General features: G+C 69.0%; 20 protein-coding genes. 11 read left to right on the forward strand and 9 right to left on the reverse strand.

Features of this window, described 5'->3' with window-relative positions:
• Positions 1-74 precede the first annotated feature (74 nt).
• From ABD104_RS13270 to ABD104_RS13295, 6 genes are read left to right on the forward strand one after another with little or no spacing between them, the layout of a single operon-like run.
• Positions 75-1,082 carry an amidohydrolase family protein gene (locus ABD104_RS13270; protein ID WP_087841709.1) on the forward strand — a complete coding sequence of 336 codons (1,008 nt, stop codon included), beginning with the start codon at positions 75-77 and terminating at the stop codon, positions 1,080-1,082.
• 49 nt (positions 1,083-1,131) lie between these two features.
• On the forward strand, positions 1,132-2,190 hold the full coding sequence (locus tag ABD104_RS13275; protein WP_343927650.1) for a CobW family GTP-binding protein: 1,059 nt from the start codon (positions 1,132-1,134) through the stop codon (positions 2,188-2,190).
• Positions 2,191-2,235: 45 nt separating this feature from the next.
• On the forward strand, positions 2,236-3,243 hold the full coding sequence (locus ABD104_RS13280) for a DODA-type extradiol aromatic ring-opening family dioxygenase (protein ID WP_087841708.1): 1,008 nt from the start codon (positions 2,236-2,238) through the stop codon (positions 3,241-3,243).
• A 30-nt stretch (positions 3,244-3,273) separates the two neighbouring features.
• A complete protein-coding gene (locus ABD104_RS13285; protein WP_343927651.1) occupies positions 3,274-3,942 on the forward strand; it encodes an RraA family protein in 669 nt (222 codons plus the stop codon).
• A gap of 36 nt (positions 3,943-3,978) precedes the next feature.
• A complete protein-coding gene (locus tag ABD104_RS13290) occupies positions 3,979-4,629 on the forward strand; it encodes an RraA family protein (RefSeq protein ID WP_343927652.1) in 651 nt (216 codons plus the stop codon).
• Positions 4,626-5,303 carry a 4-carboxy-4-hydroxy-2-oxoadipate aldolase/oxaloacetate decarboxylase gene (locus tag ABD104_RS13295; protein ID WP_087841706.1) on the forward strand — a complete coding sequence of 226 codons (678 nt, stop codon included), beginning with the start codon at positions 4,626-4,628 and terminating at the stop codon, positions 5,301-5,303. The genes ABD104_RS13290 and ABD104_RS13295 overlap by 4 nt, the downstream gene beginning before the upstream one ends.
• Before the next feature lie 4 nt (positions 5,304-5,307).
• Here ABD104_RS13295 and mgtE read toward each other — a convergent pair whose 3' ends face one another.
• The 6 genes from mgtE to ABD104_RS13325 form a co-directional block, all read right to left on the reverse strand.
• Positions 5,308-6,777: a magnesium transporter gene (mgtE, locus tag ABD104_RS13300; protein WP_087841705.1), complete on the reverse strand. Its 1,470-nt coding sequence runs from the start codon at positions 6,775-6,777 to the stop codon at positions 5,308-5,310.
• Positions 6,778-7,031: 254 nt separating this feature from the next.
• The gene (gene mtgA / locus ABD104_RS13305) at positions 7,032-7,754 is read right to left on the reverse strand and encodes a monofunctional biosynthetic peptidoglycan transglycosylase (protein WP_207958691.1); all 723 of its coding nucleotides are present in this window, start codon (positions 7,752-7,754) and stop codon (positions 7,032-7,034) included.
• 64 nt (positions 7,755-7,818) lie between these two features.
• On the reverse strand, positions 7,819-8,658 hold the full coding sequence (aroE, locus tag ABD104_RS13310; RefSeq protein ID WP_343927653.1) for a shikimate dehydrogenase: 840 nt from the start codon (positions 8,656-8,658) through the stop codon (positions 7,819-7,821).
• On the reverse strand, positions 8,658-9,644 hold the full coding sequence (locus ABD104_RS13315; RefSeq protein ID WP_279815570.1) for an energy transducer TonB: 987 nt from the start codon (positions 9,642-9,644) through the stop codon (positions 8,658-8,660). Before ABD104_RS13315 ends, aroE begins: the two co-directional genes overlap by 1 nt.
• A 17-nt stretch (positions 9,645-9,661) precedes the next feature.
• The gene (locus tag ABD104_RS13320; RefSeq protein WP_343927654.1) at positions 9,662-10,612 is read right to left on the reverse strand and encodes a 2-hydroxyacid dehydrogenase; all 951 of its coding nucleotides are present in this window, start codon (positions 10,610-10,612) and stop codon (positions 9,662-9,664) included.
• A 62-nt stretch (positions 10,613-10,674) separates the two neighbouring features.
• On the reverse strand, positions 10,675-11,082 hold the full coding sequence (locus ABD104_RS13325) for a VOC family protein (RefSeq protein ID WP_087841700.1): 408 nt from the start codon (positions 11,080-11,082) through the stop codon (positions 10,675-10,677).
• Positions 11,083-11,297: 215 nt separating this feature from the next.
• Between ABD104_RS13325 and ABD104_RS13330 the strand changes: the two genes are divergently transcribed.
• The 5 genes from ABD104_RS13330 to ABD104_RS13350 are packed head-to-tail and all read left to right on the forward strand — an operon-like array spanning position 11,298 to position 15,573.
• Positions 11,298-12,290 carry a Bug family tripartite tricarboxylate transporter substrate binding protein gene (locus ABD104_RS13330; protein ID WP_087841699.1) on the forward strand — a complete coding sequence of 331 codons (993 nt, stop codon included), beginning with the start codon at positions 11,298-11,300 and terminating at the stop codon, positions 12,288-12,290.
• Positions 12,291-12,305: 15 nt separating this feature from the next.
• The gene (locus tag ABD104_RS13335; protein WP_207958687.1) at positions 12,306-13,526 is read left to right on the forward strand and encodes an FAD-dependent oxidoreductase; all 1,221 of its coding nucleotides are present in this window, start codon (positions 12,306-12,308) and stop codon (positions 13,524-13,526) included.
• Positions 13,513-14,451: an alpha/beta hydrolase gene (locus ABD104_RS13340; protein ID WP_338616244.1), complete on the forward strand. Its 939-nt coding sequence runs from the start codon at positions 13,513-13,515 to the stop codon at positions 14,449-14,451. Before ABD104_RS13335 ends, ABD104_RS13340 begins: the two co-directional genes overlap by 14 nt.
• Before the next feature lie 21 nt (positions 14,452-14,472).
• Complete coding sequence (locus tag ABD104_RS13345) at positions 14,473-14,889, forward strand: RidA family protein (protein WP_087841697.1); 417 nt, start codon at positions 14,473-14,475, stop codon at positions 14,887-14,889.
• Between the two features lie 30 nt (positions 14,890-14,919).
• Positions 14,920-15,573 carry a GntR family transcriptional regulator gene (locus tag ABD104_RS13350; protein ID WP_087841696.1) on the forward strand — a complete coding sequence of 218 codons (654 nt, stop codon included), beginning with the start codon at positions 14,920-14,922 and terminating at the stop codon, positions 15,571-15,573.
• A gap of 36 nt (positions 15,574-15,609) precedes the next feature.
• Here ABD104_RS13350 and ABD104_RS13355 read toward each other — a convergent pair whose 3' ends face one another.
• From ABD104_RS13355 to mpl, 3 genes are read right to left on the reverse strand one after another with little or no spacing between them, the layout of a single operon-like run.
• Positions 15,610-17,658, reverse strand: coding sequence for a ribonuclease catalytic domain-containing protein (locus tag ABD104_RS13355; RefSeq protein ID WP_279815563.1), 2,049 nt, complete (start codon positions 17,656-17,658; stop codon positions 15,610-15,612).
• Positions 17,659-17,665: 7 nt separating this feature from the next.
• Complete coding sequence (locus ABD104_RS13360) at positions 17,666-18,280, reverse strand: YqiA/YcfP family alpha/beta fold hydrolase (protein WP_343927655.1); 615 nt, start codon at positions 18,278-18,280, stop codon at positions 17,666-17,668.
• Complete coding sequence (mpl, locus tag ABD104_RS13365) at positions 18,277-19,677, reverse strand: UDP-N-acetylmuramate:L-alanyl-gamma-D-glutamyl-meso-diaminopimelate ligase (RefSeq protein ID WP_343927656.1); 1,401 nt, start codon at positions 19,675-19,677, stop codon at positions 18,277-18,279. The genes ABD104_RS13360 and mpl overlap by 4 nt, the downstream gene beginning before the upstream one ends.
• Positions 19,678-19,762 lie beyond the last annotated feature (85 nt).

Raw genomic sequence — 19,762 nt, forward strand, 5'->3', positions numbered from 1 at the left:
CGGGACTGGTCCAAATGCGGCGGATATGTATAATACTGTATGAGTGTTATAGCGAGGTTGGAGGAGACCCACCCATGATCATCGATTGCCATGCCCACGTAAGCGCGCCCACGGAACTGTGGGCCTACAAGGCGAGCCTGCTCGCCAGCCGCGGCAGCCACGGCCGCGGCAAGGTGAAAGTCACGGACGACGAGATCCGGGCCGCCGCCAACAAGGCCGAGACCTGGCCGATGGGGCACCTGGACTACCTGAAGAAACACGGCACGGACCTGCAGCTGGTGTCGCCCCGTCCTTTCCAGCTGATGCAGTCCGAGCGTCCGGCGCGGATCATCGACTGGTTCACCGAGGAGTGCAACAACATCATCTACCGGCAGACCCAGCTTTTTCCGGAGACCTTCGCCGGCGTGGCGGGCCTGCCCCAGGTGGCGGGCGAGCCGATCGAGCGGGTGCTGCCCGAACTGGAGCGCTGCATCCGAGAACTGGGTTTCGGCGGCTGTCTGTTGAACCCCGATCCGTTCGAGAACGGTTCGGAAGAAGCGCCGCCGCTGGGCGACCGCTACTGGTATCCGCTGTACGAGAAGCTGTGCGAACTGGACGTGCCGGCGCACATCCACGGCACGGGATCGCGTTCCGAGCGCGTGCCCTATTCGCTGCACTTCATCAACGAAGAGACGGTGGCGGTATTCGGCCTGCTGAACTCCAACGTCTACAAGGATTTCCCCGACCTGAAGGTGGTGGTCAGCCACGGCGGCGGCGCCATCCCCTACCAGCTGGGCCGCTTCCAGGCGCCCTCGCTGCGGCGGCCCGAGGGCGACCGCTTCACCGATCGCCTGGAAAAGCTCTACTTCGACACGGTGCTGTATACCGAGGAAGCGCTGCGCCTGCTGATCAAGACGGTGGGCGTGGACCGCTGCCTGTTCGGCACGGAGTGCCCCGGCGTGGGGTCGTCGGTCGATCCGGCCACGGGCCGCTCGATGGACGACGTCAAGCCGCTGATCGAGGGCTTCGACTGGCTGAGCGCGGCCGACAAGAAGAAGATCTTCGAGGACAACGCCCGCAAGGTCTTCAAGCTGCGGCAGTAGGAACCAGGACGGGGCGCCGCCGGCGCGCCCCGTGCCCGAAGGGACGGACATGAGCACGACCGCCAATGCGCCCGCGCTGCGCACCCCCGTATCGCTGCTGACGGGCTTCCTGGGCAGCGGCAAGACCACGCTGCTGGGCCGCCTGATCCGCCATCCGGGCATGGCCGACACTGCGGTCATCATCAACGAGTTCGGCGAGATCGGCCTGGACCATCATCTGGTCGAGGCGGTCAGCGGCGAGGCCGTGCTGCTGGCCAGCGGCTGTGTCTGCTGCACGATACGCGACGACCTGACCGCCACGCTGCGCGAGCTGCACGACAAGCGCGAGCGGGGCGAGATCCCGGCCTTTCGCCGGGTCGTGATCGAGACCACCGGGCTGGCCGATCCCGCGCCCATCATTCATTCGCTGCTCAGGCACGCCGATGTCCGCCAGCTGTATGCGCTGGACAGCGTCATCTCGACCATCGATGCCGTCAACGCGGAGGCCCAGCTCGACCGCCAGCCCGAATCCGTGAAGCAGGCGGCGGTGGCGGACCGCCTGGTACTGACCAAGACCGACCTGGTGGACGAGGCGCGGACCGAGGCCCTGCTGGGGCGGTTGGCGCGCCTGAATCCCGGGGCCGACGTGGTGCGCGCCGACCGTGGCGAGGTGGACCCGGCGCGCCTGTTCGAAGTGGGCGCGCTGCCTCGGCACCGCGCGGCCGATACCGGCGATGAACCGGAACCGGACGGGTACCTGGCCGGTGTCATGCGTCACGTCTGCGGCCCGGATTGCGAGCATGCGGGCAGGGCGGGCCGGCACGACGCCGGCATACGCACGCACGCCTTCCGTTTCCAGCAGCCCCTGGACTGGGAACGCGTCAGCGCCTGGCTGGGCGGGCTGGCCTATTTCCATGGCGATGCCCTGTTGCGGATGAAGGGCCTGTTGAACCTCAGGGGCGAAAGCGCGCCGGTCGCCGTGCACGCGGTACAGCATCTGTTCCACGATCCCGTCACGCTCGCGCGGTGGCCTGACCAGGATCGCGATTCCCGCCTGGTGTTCATCACCAAGGGCCTGGACCGGGAGGTGATCGCCGATGCGCTCGCCCTGGCCATGGCCGAGGACTGACCATGACAACGAATCGAACGCACGCCGTGATCCAAGGAGACGGAAATGGCTGAGGTAGTGTGCGCGCTGGCGTGCTCGCACGGCCCCTTGCTGGCGACGCCGCCGGACATGTGGGACCTGCGCGCGGGCGCCGATCGCGAGAACAAGCGGCATTGGTACCGCGGCAGGCAGATGGACTACGCCACGCTGCTGGCGGAACGGCAGCCGGGCTTCCACGACGAGGCCAGCCTGCCGCAGCGGCAACTGCGCCACGACGCCTGCCAGCGGGCGCTGGACGAGATGGCGCGGCGGTTCCGCGCCGCGCGGCCGGACGTGGCCATCATCCTGGGCAACGACCAGCGCGAGGTCTTCCGCGAGGACCTGACCGCCGGCTTTACCGTCTATGCCGGCGACGAGATTCCCAACACCCCCTTGTCCGAAGAGCAGGTCCGGCGCCTGCCGCCCGGCGTCGCGGTGGCCGAGGAAGGCCACTGCCCGCCAGGGGGCGCGATCTATCCGGGCGACAGGCGGACCGCCGAGAGCCTGGTGCAGGCCTTGGTGGCCGAGTCCTTCGACGTGGCGGTGTCGTACCGGCTGCCCGGCGGCGCGGATCGCCAGCACGGCATTCCCCACGCTTTCGGCTTCATCTACCGCCGCATCATGGAAGATGCGCCGCCGCCGTCAGTGCCCGTCTTCACCAACGTGGGCGTGCCGCCCAACCGGCCGCTCACGCGGCGCTGCCTGCAGATGGGGCATGCGCTGGCCAAGGGCATCGCGGCGCTGCCGTCCGATCTGCGGGTGGCCATCGTGGCCTCGGGCGGCTTCACCCATTTCGTCGTGGACGAAGAACTGGACCGCCGGATCCTGGACGCCATGCGCAGGGGCGACGAGGCGGCGCTGGCCGCCGTGCCCGAGTCGCATTTCGAGGGCAATACCTGCGAGATCAAGAGCTGGTATCCGCTGGTGGCGGCCATGAACGACCTGGGCCGCAGGATGGAAGTGATCGACTACGTGCCGTGCTACCGGACCGAGGCCGGGACGGGCAGCGGCATGGCCTTCGCGTCGTGGCAATGACGCGGCGCAAGAACCGAGGGAATGCAAGACATGGATAGCAAGGACATCGTGCGGCGCATGCAGCGCATCGACAGCTGCGCCTTTTCGGATGCGCTGGACAAGCTGGGCTTGAAAGGGACGGTGACGGGCCTGCCCAGGCGCGCCGCGAGCCGCCGCATTGCCGGGCGGGTGGTGACGCTCAAGCTGGTCGAGGCGTCGCAGGCGCCCCGCCACGACGGGCCGCCCCGGCACCTGGGCACCACCGCCATCGAAGCGGCCGAGCCCGGGGATATCGTCGTCGTCGAACAGCGCACGGGCGTGGACGCGGGATCGTGGGGCGGCATCCTGTCGCTGGGCGCGAAGCTGCGCGGCCTGGCGGGCGTGATCGCCGACGGTCCGGTACGCGATGCGGACGAGGCGAACGAGTACGACTTCCCCATCTATGCGCGCGCCACCACCGCGTTCACCGCGCGCGGCCGCGTGGCCGAGGCGGGTACCAACGTACCCGTGCGGATCGGCGACGTGACCGTCCAGGCCGGTGACTACGCGGTCGCCGACAGCAGTGGCGCGGTGTTCATACCCGCCGAGCAGGCCGAGGCCGTGCTGCGCGTGGCCGAGGAGATCGCCGCGCGCGAGGCCGCCATGGCGCGCGCGCTGATGGCCGGCCAGCGCATCACCGACGTGATGGGCGCCAACTACGAGAACATGCTGGCCCGCTGAAACGGGGCGGCGCAACGACGAACGACCGGAGACGACATGGACAAGAACGTAGAACGCATCGCCAGGCTGGATACCGCCACGCTGAGCGATGCGCTGGACCGGCTGGGCATCCAGGGCCAGTGCCACGGCATCAAGCCCCGCACCGCCGGTTTCCGCCTGGCGGGACGCGCCTTCACCATCCTGTATGGCCCCGCTTCCACGCCGCCGCGCACGGTGGGCGATTTCATCGACGACGTGCCCGACGGCCACGTCGTCGTGCTGGACAATGGCGGACGGGTGGATTGCACCGTGTGGGGCGACATCATGACCGAGATCGCCCACCGCCGGAAGCTGGGCGGCACCGTGATCGACGGCATCTGCCGCGACGTGTCGCTGTGCATGGACCTGGGCTACCCGGTCTTCAGCCGCGACCACTGGATGCGCACCGGCAAGGACCGCGTGCAGGTCGAGGCCACCAACGTGCCGGTCAATATCGGCAACGCCCGTGTCGCGCCGGGCGACCTGCTGCGCGGCGACGCCGACGGGCTGGTCGCGGTGCCGCAGGCGCACGAGGAAGCCGTGCTGGCGGCGGCCGAGGAGATCGCGATGGTCGAAGACCGCATCCGCGAGGCGGTGCGGGGCGGCATGCGCCTGGACGAGGCGCGGCGCGAGTTCGGCTATCACACCCTGCAAACGAGGAAGAAATGAGCCAGAGCCGTTTCCCGTTCATGTCGCTGCCCACCGTCACGGTGGATATCGAGCGGCCCAGCCCGGCCCAGCTGGAGCAGGCCGCGGCGCTGCCCAGTTCGACGCTGCACGAGGCGGCCGGCAAGATCGGCGCGCTGCCGTCGGCGATCAAGCCGGTGCATCCCTCGTTCCGCATCTGCGGTGCCGCCGTGACGGTACAGTCGCCGCCGGCCGACAACCTGTGGCTGCATCGCGCCATCGTCGCCGCGCAGCCGGGCGACGTGCTGGTGGTGCACGTCGGCGGCCACTACGAGGCGGGCTATTGGGGCGAGGTCATGTCGCAGGCGGCTCGCGCCCGCGGCCTGGCGGGGCTGGTCATCGACGGCTGCGTGCGCGACGGCGCCATCCTGGAGCGCTTCGGCTTTCCCGTTTTCGCGCGCGGCCTGTGCATACGGGGCACGGGCAAGGACTTCGATGCGCGCGGCTGGATCAACGCGCCGACGCTGTTCGGCGACGTCACCGTGCAGCCGGGCGACCTGATCGTGGGCGATACCGACGGCGTGGTCGCCATTCCCCGCGCCCGCATCGACGAGGTCCTGGCCAAGGCCCGCCAGCGCGAGGAGGATGAGGCCCGCATCATCGAGCGCCTGGCGGCAGGTGAAAACTCCCTGGACATCTATAACTGGAACCGGTGACCGGCTATAGGAGGAACAGCGTCGCCAGGCCCAGGAAGATGAAGAACCCCATGGTGTCGGTCGCGAAGGTCAGCAGGACCGAGGAGCCGATGGCCGGGTCCTTGCCGAAGCGGCTGCGGGTCAGGGGGACCAGCATGCCTATGCAGGCGCCGACCAGCAGGTTCAGGACCATGGCGGCCATCATGACGAGGCCGAGCGAGTAGCGGCCGGAGATCGCCCAGGCGAACAGGGCGGCGACCGCGCCGCCGCCCAGGCCCACCACCAGCGCGATTTCCAGCTCGCGGCGCACCAGCTTGCCGACGTTGGCCGAGTTGATGCGGCCCACGGCCAGAGCCCGGATGATCAGGGTCATGGTCTGGTTGCCGGAGTTGCCGCCTATGCCGGCGACGATGGACATCAGGAAGGCCAGGATGACGATGTGGCCCACGGTGTCCTCGAAGCGCGAGGCGACGAAGGCGGCGGTCGAGGCGGTGCACAGGTTGACCAGCAGCCAGGGCGCGCGGTTGCGGATGGCCTGCGGGATGGGGGCGAAGATGTCTTCTTCCTGCAGGCCGGCCTTGGACAGCGCCTGCTCGTCCGAGGCCTCGCGGATCACGTCCACCACCTCGTTCACGGTCACGCGCCCGATCAGGCGGCCCACGGCGTCCACCACCGGCGCCGACACCAGGTCGTAGCGCTCGAACGCGGCGGCGGCCTCGTCGGCCTCGTCCAGCGGCGCCAGGGTCAGGATCTCGGTTTCCATCACGTCGGCCACCTGCGTATCGGGGTCGCTGACGATGAGGCGGTTGATGGCCAGGCTGCCCATCAGCTTGTCGTGCCGGTCGACCACGAAGATCTGGTCGGTGTGGTCGGGCAGTTCCTGCAGGCGCCGCAGGTAGCGCAGCACCACTTCCAGCGTGACGTCGTTGCGCACGCGGACCATCTCGAAGTCCATGATGGCCCCGACCGAATCCTCGGGGTAGCTCATGACCTCGGTCAGGCGGGCGCGCTCCTCGTCGGTCAGGCCCTTCTGGACCTCGGCCACCACCTCGGGCGGCAGGTCGGGGGCCAGGTCGGCCAGCTCGTCGGCCTCGAGGTTCTCGGTCGCGGCGACCAGTTCCTCCTGGTCCATGGTCGAGATGAGCGACTCGCGGACCCAGTCGGCGACCTCCAGCAGGATCTCGCCGGCCCGCTCGGGACGGACCAGTTGCCAGACCGCCTGCCGGTCTTCCTTGGGCAGGGATTCGAGGATGAAGGCGATATCGGCCGGATGCAGGTCCTCGAGCAGCGCGCCGAGTTCGGCGTCATGCTGGCGATGGACCAGGGCCTCGACCAGCGGGGCGCGGGTATCGCCGGCTTCCTGCCGGTGGACCAGTTCTTCGACCAGGTGCTGGCGTCGCAGCAGTTCCTGGACATGCTCCAGGGCTTCCTGGGCATCTTCGGGCTCGAGCCGGTTGCGCTCGAGCGATTTGAGTTGGGTTGCTTGTTCGACCATCGCGCGGGAAAACACAAGACGGCCCCGCACGGGCCTTGGGTCTGGCGCCTGACGCGGGCGGACTCAGATGGGGCTCGAACGGAGGCCGGGGAACAAAAGGCCGGCTGGTAGTAAGGGTCTAGGTCGTGGCTGTGAGGCCATACCGGAAAAGCAGCACGCATGCACTGCGAAGTTGACGACGCCGCAATTGTACGCGCGCCACATGACATTCGGCCGCATTGCCCCGCCGGTTGGCGAGTTTGGTTGCAATTGAGTCACGGAATGGCCGCGCCTGGCATCCAGCGCAGCAGGCGGTCGGTGCGCGAGGCGAGGTAGGCCGAGCCCCGGTTCTTGTCGTAGAACCGGGGCCGGGGCAGCATGGAGGCCAGCCGCGCGGCCTGGTAGGACGACAGGTTGGCGGCCGAGGTATTGAAATAGTGGCGGGCCGCTGCCTCGGCGCCGAAGACGCCTTCGCCCCATTCGGCGATGTTCAGGTACAGCTCCAGGATGCGCTGCTTGGTCATGACCAGCTCGATCATGTAGGTGATGACCACTTCCTGGCCCTTGCGCAGGTAGTTGCGGGAGTTAGACAGGAACAGGTTCTTGGCGACCTGCTGGGTGATGGTGGAGCCGCCGCGCATGGGCCGCGAAGGCGGCTTGCGGCCGCGAGCCATCGCGCGTTCGGTCGCTTCGGCCAGTTGGCGGTTGTGGTCGTAGGCCTTTTCGACGGCGTTCCAGTCTATGCCGCCATGTTCCAGGAAATTGGCGTCTTCGGCGGCCACGGCGGCGCGCTTGAGGTTGTTGCTGATGCGGCCGTAGTCCACCCACTGGTAGTTCAGGCGCCGGTGGGGATCGCGCTCCTGCAGCCGCGCGAGTTCGCTGCGCATGATCGAGGTCGAGCCCGGCGGCATGTAGGCATACCAGAGCACCCAGCCGAACAGCCAGACCTGGTACAGCAGCACCAGCGCCACCGCGGCCAGTACCAGGCGCATGGCCATGCCCGCGACGCGGGCGGCAAGCGAGCGGCGGCGGACGGGGCGCGCGGGGCGGCGGGGAGGCATGTCAGGCGGAAAGCAGCTTGCGCAGGGCGGCCAGCACCGGCGCCGGATCGGGCCGCACGCCGCGCCAGATGTGGAAGCTCTCGGCCGCCTGGCCGACCAGCATGCCCAGGCCGTCGGCGGTGGCCGAGGCGCCGTCGGCCATGGCCTGGCGCAGGAAGGCGGTGGGGCGGGCGGCGTACATCAGGTCGTAGGCCATCGCGCCCGCGGCGTAGGCGCCAGCCGGCAGAGGGGGGGCTTCATCGTCCAGGCTGCTGGCGGTGGCGTTGATCACGAGGTCCCAGCCGCCCCCGGCCCGCAGGTCGGCATAGCCGCTGCCGCGCAGCATGGCCTGTCCGGCCGGGAACGCTGCAGCCAGTTCTTCGGCGCGGGCCGCCGTGCGGTTGGCGATGTCTATCCGGGCGCAGCCGGCCTCGATCAGCGGCAGCAGGATGCCGCGCGCGGCGCCGCCGGCCCCGGCCAGCAGCACGCGCGCACCGGCCAGGCGGGTGCCCAGCCGGCGCAGGTCGGCGATCAGGCCGACGCCGTCGGTATTGCAGCCGTGCAGCCGTCCGTCCGCCATCCACAGCGTGTTGACCGCCCCGGCCGCCGTGGCGCGGGGGCTCAGGTGGGCGCGCGCCAGCTCGAAGGCCTGCAGCTTGAAGGGGACGGTCACGTTCAGGCCGCCGCCGCCAGCCGCGAAGAACGCGGCCACCTGGGCGGGAAAGTCGTCGATGGGCGCGCAGATGGCCTCGTAGGTGAGGTCCTGGCCGGTCTGCTCGGCGAACCGCGCGTGTATCCAGGGCGATTTGCTATGGGCGACGGGATTGCCGATGACGGCGTAGCGGGTGGGAGCGGAGGACATCAGCCGGGTTTCGCGAGTAGCTTGTCGTTGGTGAAGTACCAGGTGCGCGTGATGGCCAGCACGTCGGTGTCGCGCGCGATCTGGGGCGGGAACGGGGCGAACGGCGTGGCCAGCGCGACGATGCGCCTGGCCGCATCGTTGAGTATTTTATGTTCCGACGGCTTGTCGATGTCCATGCGTTCGACGGTGCCGTCGCTGCGTATATATACCGTCATGCGCAGGGAGCCGTATACCTTGCCGCGGGCCGCCGCCGGGTAGTTCTGGTTGCCCAGCGTCTCGACCCGCTGCCGCCACTGCTCGACATACACCGCGAAGCGGTATTCCGAGGTGGACGGGGCGAAGAAGTGCCGGCGCGGGCGCTTGTTGTAGTCGTCGACGCGCTGGGAGATCTCGGCGAATTGGCGGGCGAGCTGTTCGGCCCGTACCTGGGTGGGGTTGCGTTCGGGGGCGGGCGCGCCTAGCGGACCGGGAGGCGTGGGCGCCTGGCCGTGGTCGCGCGACAGCGAGGCGGCCAGGCGGCGCTGCTCGGCTTCCAGCGCGGCCTGGCGCTGCTGCAGTTCGGCCAGCAGCTTGCCGTCGCGGCTGGCGGCCGAGTGCGGCACCGGCGCCTTGGCATGCCCGGCGGCGGCATCGCCGCCGCCATCGCTGGCGACCTGCGCCCGCAATTGGGCCTGGGCCGGGGCGTGGCCGGTGCCAGCGTTGAGCAGCACCACTTCCAGCCCGTCGTCGCGTTCGGGGCGCGTGGGCCCGGGCGCGGTGAAGTGCAGGGCGAACAGGATGAGGTGGGCGAACAGCGAGATCGCCAGCGCACTCATCAGGTAGCGCCGGTCGGGCCGGGTGGTCCAGTCCTCGGCCAGTTGACCGAGGACGCGCGCGCCGGCGCGCCGGAGCCGGCGCGCCGGCGGATCCTGCGTGGAAGAAGGCCGGGGGCCGGAGGCCGCGGGCTTGCCGTCAGGGGGAAGGGGGGGAGCGGGGGGATGCGACACCCCGCGATTGTAAAGCGTCAGGCGGGGGCGGATGGCCGCACGGCATAGCGCGGCGGGCGGCCGGACAGGCCGTCTTCCAGGCTTTCGAGCATCATGTCGAGCTGCACCAGGATGGCGGCGGGCGATCGGCCCGAGATGTGGGGCGTCAGCACGACGTTGTCCATGCCCGCCAGTTCGGCCAGCAGCGCGGCGGGCGGCTCGGGTTCTTCCTCGAGCACGTCCAGGCCGGCCCCGGCCAGTTGCCCGGCGCGCAGCGCCTCCAGCAGGTCGCCCGTCTTGAGCACCGATCCGCGCGCGACGTTGATGACGACGCCGCCCGGCCCCAGGGCCTGGAACATTTCGCGGTTCAGCAGGTGGCGCGTGCGCGGCCCGCCGGGGCAGCAGGCGAACAGGAAGTCGCTGTTGCGGGCGAGTTCGAGCGGGTCGGCGTAGTAGGTGCCGGGCGCGCCCGGCTTGGGGGAAGGGTTGTGGTAGCCGATGTCGGCGCCGCAGGCGGCGGCGCGTTCGGCGACCATGCGGCCGATCTGGCCCAGGCCGATGATGCCCACCCGGGACTTGTTCAGGCTGGCGCGGGGGGCGCGCAGGGACGTCCAGGCTTCGCCGCGGGCCAGCCGGTTGCTCAAGGTCCGCAGGCCCCGCGCCAGCGCGAGGGCCAGGCCTATCGCATGGTCGGCCACCGTGGCGGCATTGGCGCCGGGGGCGTTGGTGACCACGATGCCCCGGGCATGGGCGTCGGCGATGTCGATGTTTTCGGTACCCGCGCCCATGGAGCAGATCACCCGCAGGCGCGGCAGCCTGTCCATCTGGGCGGCGGTCAGGCCGGTCGAGCCGTTGGTGACCACCGCTTCGACGTCGGCGACGGCGGTGGCGCCGAAGTCCGGCGCGCTCTCGTGCAGGCGGTAGTGCCGCGCGATACCGTCGCGCAGCGCGGGCGGCAGGGGAATGATGGACAGGACGTGGCGGGTCATGGGTGGTTGTTTCCTGGAATGGGGATGCGCCGCGCGGGACACGGCGCACGGGCCGGACCGTTTCAGGCGGCCGGCTTGACCTCCTTCACGGCGCCCTTCCAGCCATTTTCCGTGATGTCGAAGACCGTGCCGTCCGGCATCCGGTATTTGACCTCATAAAACACGTTGGGGTCGGTTTCCTTGCGGCCGGTCAGGTAGGTGCCGCCGGCTTCGGTGATGCGCTTCTCGGCGGCTTCCAGGTCGTCGACCCACATGCCGAAGTGGATCACGCCGCGCACATCCTTCAGGCCCGCATAGCCGGGCACGGTCTCGTTGGCGAAGTTCAGCAGCGCCACGTTCATGACGCCGTCCGTCATGTAGATGCCCCGCATGGCCTTGCCGGCCCGGGTCATGCCGAAGGCCTTCTCGAAGAATTGGGCCGCGGCTTCGGGATCTTCCACCGAGAGGGCGATGTGCCTGAGTTTTTCCATGAGTGCTCCTGGTCGTTCAAGGGCTGATGGGGCTTCCCATCTTTTGGTGTTCCATTCTATATTACAGGTATACCAAAATTAATAAAGGATTTTTGTTGTAGTTTTTTTGGATACCTGTAATCGATTTGGCATGTAAATTGCATCGGATGTCTCCGTGTGGCCCGGCGCCTCGGGTGAGCGCGTCGTGGGCCACTCCACCAAATCTGGAGCTCGGAATGAACAAGCAACGCAGGTCTTGCATGAAGGCGGGGGCCGTGGCCCTGGCCATGGCGGCATCGGGGGTGGCATGGACGGCCGGCGCGGCCGCGGATTCCTGGCCGGTGCGGCCCATCACCATCGTGGTGCCCTACGCACCGGGCGGCAACACCGACCTGATGGCGCGGCTGATCGGCGAGCAGCTTGCCAAGGCCTTGCACGTGCCGGTGGTGGTCGACAACAAGGCCGGTGCGGCGGGCCTGATCGCGGCGGAGTACGTGGCGCGATCGCCGGCCGACGGCTACACGCTATTCATGGGCACGCTTACGCAGATTTCCACGGCGCCGTTCACCAACAAGATCCGCTACGACCCGGTGAAGGACTTCGTGCCCATCGCCAACGTGGGCGGCAATCCGTTCGTGATCACGGTCAATGCGCGCGTGCCGGCGCGGGACGTGCAGGAGTTGATCGCCTATGCCAAGAAGCATCCCGGCAAGCTCAACATGGGGAACGCCGGCGTGGGCGGGCTGACGCATCTCTCGGCGCTGGTCTTCGCCAAGTACACGGGCATCGACGTGGTGGAAGTGCCGTACAAGGGGGCGTCGCTGGCGCTGGGCGACGTGGTGGCCGGACAGATCGACATGTATTCCGGCAACCTGTCCGAGGTCGTGCCCTATGCCCGCGACGCGCGCGTCCGGTTGCTGGGCGTGTCCAGCAAGAACCGCGTCAAGCAACTGCCGGATGTCCCGGCCCTGGCCGAATCGGTGCCCGGCATTCCCGAGGTCGAGACCTGGAACGGGCTGCTGGGGCCGGCGGGCATGCCGGCGCAAGCCGTGGACCGGATCTCCGGCGCGGTCCTGGCGGCGCTTGCCGATCCCGTCTTCCGCAAGAAGCTCGAGGACGCCGGCATCACCCCGCTGCCCGAGGCCAAGGAGCAGTTCGCCCGGCGCATCCGCCGCGACATCGAAGTGTGGAAACCGATGATCGAGATGGCCGGTATCAAACCCGAATAATCCAGGAGGAGGATCATGATGCAAGCAGACAAGCAGCGCGTTCTCATCGTCGGGGCCGGCCCCGTCGGCATGGTGTGCGCGCTGGCGCTGAACCGGCAGGGCATACCGGTGACCGTGTTCGAGCAGGAGCCCGGCCCGGTCAAGGACCAGCGCGCCGCGTCCATCCACCCGACCACGCTGGAGATGCTGGACGAGCTGGACGTGACCCGGACCATCGTGCCGCGCGGCCTGGTTTCCGAGACCTACCAGTACCGCGACCGGGTCAGCGGGAAACTGATCGCGGAGTTCGACCTGCGCGGGATGGCGGACGTCTTCCGCTTCCCCTTCGTGCTGCAATACGAACAGTACAAGCTGACGGGGGACATCGCGCAGCAATATGCCGACGAGTCGGATTTCGACGTACGCTACGGGCATGCGGTCGAACAGATCGAGCAGCATGCCGATCAGGTCGAGATCTCGGTCCGGGGGCCCGACGGCATCCGGCGCTATCGCGGCGCCTACCTGATCGGCGCGGACGGCGGGCGCAGCACCGTGCGCAAGGCCGCCGGCATCCCGTTCGAAGGCTTCACCTACCAGGAACGTTTCATCAAGATCGCGACCAGCTTCGATTTCCAGAAAGCCCATCCCGACTACGCCTATCGCAACTATTTTTCGGACCCGGACGAGTGGTGCAACCTGTTCAAGGTCCGGGGCGAGGCCGGGGAAGGGCTGTGGCGCGCCATTTTCCCGACCCGCGTGGACGAGTCCGAGGAAGAGGCGCTGAGCGAACGGGGCGTCGAGGCCAGGCTGCAGAAGTTCTTCCCCAAGGCCGGGCGCTACGAAGTGGCCTACTGCAACGTGTACGGCGTGAACCAGCGCGTGGCGCAGACCTTCCGGCGCGGCCGCCTTCTGCTGGCCGGCGATGCGGCGCACGTCAACAATCCCATCGGCGGCATGGGCATGAACGGCGGCATCCACGACGCCATCAACCTGGCCGGCAAGCTGGGCGCGGTGCTGAGAGGCGGGGACGACGCCCTGCTGGACCAGTACAGCCGCCAGCGGCGCCATGCCGCGGTGGCCTTCGTGCAGGCGCAGACCATCGCCAACAAGAAAATGCTGGAAGAAAAAGACGAGGCCAGCCGCCAGAAGAAATTCGAAGAGCTGGCGCGCATCGCGGACGATCCGGCCGGCGCGCGGCAGTACATGCGCCGCGCCTCGCTGCTGGAGAGCCTGGAAACCGCCAATGCCATCACCTGAGGACACCATGATCGATCCCACCCGCACGCTGGGCAGCCTGCCGCCCGAGCAGGCCGCCGAACTCGAGCGCGCCGGCCCCATCTGGGGCACCGACATCAATCGCTTCCGCGACCTGGTCGTCAAGCTGTACTCGCCGCTGGTGGCGGCGGCGCCCAAGGACGGGATGACCGTCGCGCGCAATCTGCCCTACGGGGACAGCGCGCGCCAGGTGCTGGACATCTTCACGCCCGACGGCGCGCGCGATGCCGACGTCGTGGTCTTCGTGCACGGCGGCGCCTTCATTCGCGGGTCCAAGAGCGCCAATGGCCATATCTACGACAATGTGTCGTACTGGTTCGCGCGCCAGGGCATGGTGGCGGTCAACATGGAATACCGCCTGGCGGGCGAGGCGCCGTTCCCCGGCGGCGCCGACGACGTGGCCGCCGCCGTGCGCTGGCTGGCCGGGCACGTGTCCGCCCATGGCGGCAATCCGCGCCGCATGTTCCTGATCGGACACTCGGCGGGCGGCACGCACGTGGCCACCTATTGCTTCGATCCGCGCCGGGGCTATCGGCCCGATCCCGGCGTGCTGGGCGCGGTGCTGGTCAGCGCGCGGCTGCGGGCCGACACGCTGCCGGGCAATCCCAACGCCAGGGCGGTCGAGGCCTACTTCGGCACCGATCCGGCCAGCCACGAGGCCGACTCGCCCATGGCGTACGCCGCCGAGTCGGACCTGCCGGTGATGATCGCCATCGCGCAATACGAGAATCCCTACCTGGACCTGTACGGGCTGGAGTTCTGCCAGCGCGTGGCCCGCGCGCGCGGCTACGTCCCGCGTTTCGTGCAGATGATGCGGCACAACCATACGTCCATCGTCGCCCATTTCGACAGCGGCGAGGAAACGCTGGGCCGCGAGATCCTGGACTTCTTCCGCAGCATTGCCTGAGCTTCCCATTTAGAGGTTTCCATGAGTGACTCCGCCACGCTGGCCACCCGTGCCCAGCCGCTGGGCAAGTATCCCCACTACAAGACCATGGGTGACAGCATCTACCTGTCCGGCATCAGCGCCCGGCTGCCCGACGGCTCCATCGCCGGTACCACCCGCCATGCCGACGGCAGCGTGACCCGCGACATCGAGGTCCAGACCCGGGTGGTGATCGAGAACGTGCGGGCGACGCTGGCCGAGGCCGGCGCGACCCTGGCCGACTGCATCGACATCCTGGTATTTCTGACCGATATGAAGGATTTCCCGAAATACAATGCCGTCTACGGCGAGTATTTCGATGCAGGCGGCCCCACCCGCACCACGGTGGCGGTCAGCGAGCTTCCGCGTCCCGACATGATCGTCGAGATGAAGGTGGTGGCATGCCGGCCCCGGCCGTGACCGCATGCGTTACAGACCTATCGGGTAGTCATGTCCACGATTTCCTCCAAGATCTCCAAGCAGCTGGCTGAACAAATCATCGACGGCACCTATCCGCCGGGCACCAAGCTCGAGGAGCGGTCGCTGGCCGAGAAATTCAACGTGTCCCGTACGCCCATCCGCGAGGCCTTGCGCGAACTGGGCAGCCGGGGGCTGGTGGAGGTGATGCCGCGCCGGGGCGTGGTGGTCGCTTCCATCGGGGTCAAGGAACTGGCCAAGCTGCTGGAGGCCGACTGCGAGCTGGAAGCGCTGTGCGCGCGGCGCGCCGCCGAATGCATGACGGCGATGGAAAAGAAAGAGCTCGAGTTCATCTACGAGCAGAGCGCCGAGTTCGCCCGGAACGAGGACGTCGCCGGCTATCTGAACAACAACCGCCAGTTCCACGCCCATATCCTGGCCGGCGCCCACAACGAGGTGCTGGCCTCGATGGTGGCCGACCTGCGCGAGCGGCTGGCGCCGTTCCGCCAGGCCCAGGCCCACGTGAACGACCGGCTGTCGGTGTCGCACGACGAGCACGAGCCCATCGTCAAGGCCATCCTGGGCGGCGACCCCGAGGGGGCGTACAACGCCATGCGCAGCCACCATGCGCGCCTCAGCAACCACGTATTGCGGCTGATCCGCTCGCGCCAGGACGAGGACGCCTGAGCCTGCGGGGCCGGCAGGCGACCGCCGCAAGCCGGCTCAGGCCCCTTCTTCCGGCTTCGGTCCGTCGCCCGGGGCGGGGGCGCCGGCGTCGTCCAGGCGCTGGTCCGTGGGATCGGGGCCGTCCGCCGCATCCGTCTCGGCGATCTCCGCCGCGGTTTCGGCCGTCGGCTCGTCCTCGATGTCCTCGGCGCCCCCCTGCGCATCCACCACGTCCAGGAAGCGGCAGTCCAGGCTCAGGTCGAGTTCGTCGTCGCCCATGATTTCCAGCAGCACGTGGCGGCCGCGCTCCAGCTCCGGCAGGGTACCCACGCGTGTATAGAAGGGCGCGTCCTTGAGCCTGACCAGGTCTTCGCGCAGGACCACGGCCTCTATGCGGCGCAGGCCCTGCTGCTTGATCCAGCGCAGGCACCAGAAGCGTTCCATGGCCTGCTGGAAGTCGGCATAGGCGCCGTACTTGGCCTCGAAGGCGCTGATGACGGCGTACAGGTCGGCTTCGCGGGGCTTGAAGGGGGCGACCAGGCGCGCCGACACGCCGTGCTCGATGGCGGCGATCAACTGGCCCTGGTTGACCAGGTCCACATAGCGCCGCAGCGGCGAGGTGCACCAGGCGTATTGCGGCACGCCTATGGAATCGTGGGGCGCCGCGGCCGTTCCCATCCGTACCCGGCCCATCTGCTGCGAGCGGTAGATGCCCGGCACGCCGCACGACGACAGCAGTCCGCCCCAGAGGTTGTTGGCCAGGATCATGTATTCGGCCACCAGCCGGTCCAGCGGCGCGTTGCGCTTGCGCTGCTCGATGCGCACGTGCGCCGATTCGGGGTGGTCGGGGTCGCCGTCCACGTAGAAGCTGAAATCGACCCGGTTGTTCGACTCGGGCTTGCCGCGGACTTCGTCGCGGCGCCGGGACAGGGCCTTGGCCAGCCGCCACAGCGGGCGAAAGACGTGGCCGTAGGGCAGCTCGGCGGCGGGGTCGTCCAGCTGTTCCTCGCCGATCAGGTCGTCCAGCGTGTTGTGGCGCAGGTTTTCGCGCACGACGATGCGCTCGATGCGCGATTCGTGAGACAGGATCTCGCCGGTGTCGGGATGGGCCACGACGTACAGCGACAGGGCGGGCACGGGCCGGCCGGCGTCCAGCGAGAACGCGGCGATCACCTCGTCGGGCTGCATCGGGATCTTGGCGCCCGGCATGTAGACCGTCGACATGCGCGCGCGCGCCAGCGCGTCCAGGTCGCTGTCGCGCGTGACGGCCAGGGCCGGGACGGCGATGTGGATGCCGACCCGGAGCGTGCCGTCGTCCAGCGCCTGCACCGATAGCGCGTCGTCGATCTCGGTGGTCGTGATGTCGTCCACCGAATAGGCTTCGACGTCGGCCAGCGGCAGGTCGCGGGCGATGGCGGGCACCTCGGCCGGGGCGAAGCCCGTGCCGCGCGGAAAATGCTGCGCGTAGAAGCGGCGCTTGTGGATGGCGATCGCGCTGGGGAAGGCGCCCAGGTTCATCAGCAGCCGTTCGGGGCGCATCTGCAACTGGGTGCAGGCGGCGTCCAGCGCCTTCCATTCCAGGGTGTTCTTGTCGGGCTTGAACAGCAGGGTCTCGGCCTGCCGGGCCAGCGGCTCGGGCAGGGTGCCGGCCTTGATCTCGTCCACCCAGGCTTGCTGCTGTTCGGCCTGGCGCTTCTTTTTTTCCAGGGCCGCCAGCGCGGCCGCCAGGATGTCGGGCGGGGCGGGACGGTACTTCCCCTTGCCGCGGCGGTGGAAATAGACCGGCGCGCCGTGCACGCGCAGCAGCATGGCGGTCTGCTCCACCGGGGTGGGCGCGTGGCCGTAGTATTCCTCGGCCAGCACCGGGATGTCGAAGTCGTCCTTGGGCGCGCATTCCCACAGGAATTCCAGGTCCAGGTCCTGCGAGGCCGCGTCGGCCTCCTTCAGCAGGGCCTCGGGCGACGGCTGCTCGAAACGCACGATGACCGCGGATTTCTTGATCTTGCTGCGCTTGCCGCTGGCCGCCTCGACCTGCAGGCTGGTGTCGGTTTCGCTCAGGACAGTGGCGGCCTTGAACCCGCCGTCATCCTCGTAGAGGACATGCATCGTGTGTTTACCCTGGGATGGATTCGTCGTCTGCCGCGGCGTCGGCGAAAGCCAGGACGCCGGGCAGGTAATGCTCGAAATCGGAGATGCCGTGGTCGCCGCCTTCGATGATGTGCTGCCGCGCGCCCGCGTAGTGGTCGCGCATCTCGCGCCAATCCAGCACTTCGTCGCCGGTGGCCGCCAATAGATAGTAGCGGGAGGGGCGGGTGATGCGCGCGACGGCGTAGGCGCGCAACTCGTCCACGTGGCCGGCGGTGAAGCTGAAGGGCTGGCCGTCGTGGTAGGACAGGTGTTCGCCCACCTGCGTGGCGAGGTCGCGCGCGCCGTGGACGACGGGATTGAGCAGGGCGGCGCGGCAGCCCAGCCGTTCGGCCAGCCAGGTCGCGTAGTAGCCGCCCAGCGAGGAGCCCACCAGGGTCAGTTCGCCGCCGTTCGCGCGCGCATGCCGCTGCATGTCGCGCGCCAGCGGCTCGGCCAGCTCCATGGCCTCGCGCGGGCTGGCCGGCAACTGCGGGCAGGCCCATTCGCGCCGGCGGCCGCGCTCGGCCATGGCCTGCGCCAACTGCCGCGCCTTGGCCGAGGCAGGAGAGGAACGGAACCCGTGCAGGTAGAGCAGCATCATGCCGAGCCGGTACCGGGGGCACGCTCGCGCAGCGCCCGCAGCAGTTTGTCGTGCACGCCGCCGAAGCCGCCGTTGCTCATCACCACCACGTGGTCGCCGGGCCGCGCCGCGGCCGCGATGGCCGCGACCATGGCGGACAGGTCCGACCAGCCGCTGGCCCGGGCGCCCAGCGGGGCCAGGGCCTCGGCCGGGTCCCAGCCCAGCGCGTGCTTGCCGTCCTGCGCGCCGAAGCAGAACACCAGGTCGGCGTCCTGCAGCGAGCCGGGAAGCTGCGCCTTCATGGCGCCCAGCTTCATGGTGTTCGAGCGGGGTTCCAGGACGGCCAGGATGCGCTCGCCCGGGACCCGGGCGCGCAGGCCCGCCAGGGTGGTGGCGATGGCGGTGGGGTGGTGGGCGAAGTCGTCGTAGACCCGCACGCCGTCCACGGTGCCGCGCAGCTCCATGCGGCGCTTGACCCCGGCGAAGCGGCTCAGGGCCGCCACGGCGTCCGCCGGGACCACGCCCACGTGCTCGGCCGCCGCGATCGCCGCCAGGGCATTCATCCGGTTGTGCTCGCCGCTCAGCGTCCAGGCCACGCGGCCTGCGGACGTGCCGCGGTGGATGACTTCGAAGGCGCCCGATGCGTCCTCCGGTCCCGCCTGCCAGTCGCCTTCGGCGCCGAACGTGACGGTTTCCGACCAGCATCCGCGCGCCAGCACGCGGTCGATGGCGGGCGTGCGGGTGGGCGCGACGATCCGCCCCTGGCCGGGAATGGTCCGGACCAGGTGATGGAATTGGGTTTCGATCGCGGCCAGATCGGGGAAGATGTCGGCGTGATCGTATTCCAGGTTGTTCAGGATGGCGGTGCGGGGCCGGTAGTGGACGAACTTCGAGCGCTTGTCGAAGAAGGCCGTGTCGTACTCGTCGGCCTCGATCGCGAACACCGGCCGCCCTGTGCCCCGGCCAGGCGAGAGGCGCGCCGACACGCCGAAGTCCTGCGGCACGCCGCCCACCAGGAAGGACGGCTGCAGCCCGGCCGACTCCAGGATCCAGGCCAGCATCGAGGTGGTCGTCGTCTTGCCGTGCGTGCCGGCCACGGCCAGCACGTGGTGGCCGGGCAGGACATGTTCGCCCAGCCACTGCGGGCCGGACGTGTAGGGCAGGCCTTCGTTCAGGATGGCTTCCATCAGCGGGTTGCCGCGGCTTACCACGTTGCCGGCCACGAACAGGTCCGGCGCGAGCGCCGTCTGGCCGGCATCGAAACCCTCGATCAGTTCTATGCCTTGTTCCATGAGCTGGGTGCTCATGGGCGGGTAGACGCCGGCGTCGCAGCCGGTGACGCGGTGCCCGGCCGCCCGCGCGATCAGCGCCAGGCCGCCCATGAAGGTGCCGCAGATGCCGAGTATGTGTAGATGCATGGTTGCCTGCTTCCGGTCGGGGTATGGATTGTAGACGCCCGGGCCGGTCCGGGCCGTCGCGGGGCCGGGCCGGGGACGAAGTATG

The organism is Pigmentiphaga daeguensis (assembly GCF_039523035.1).
GTDB lineage: Bacteria > Pseudomonadota > Gammaproteobacteria > Burkholderiales > Burkholderiaceae_B > Pigmentiphaga > Pigmentiphaga daeguensis.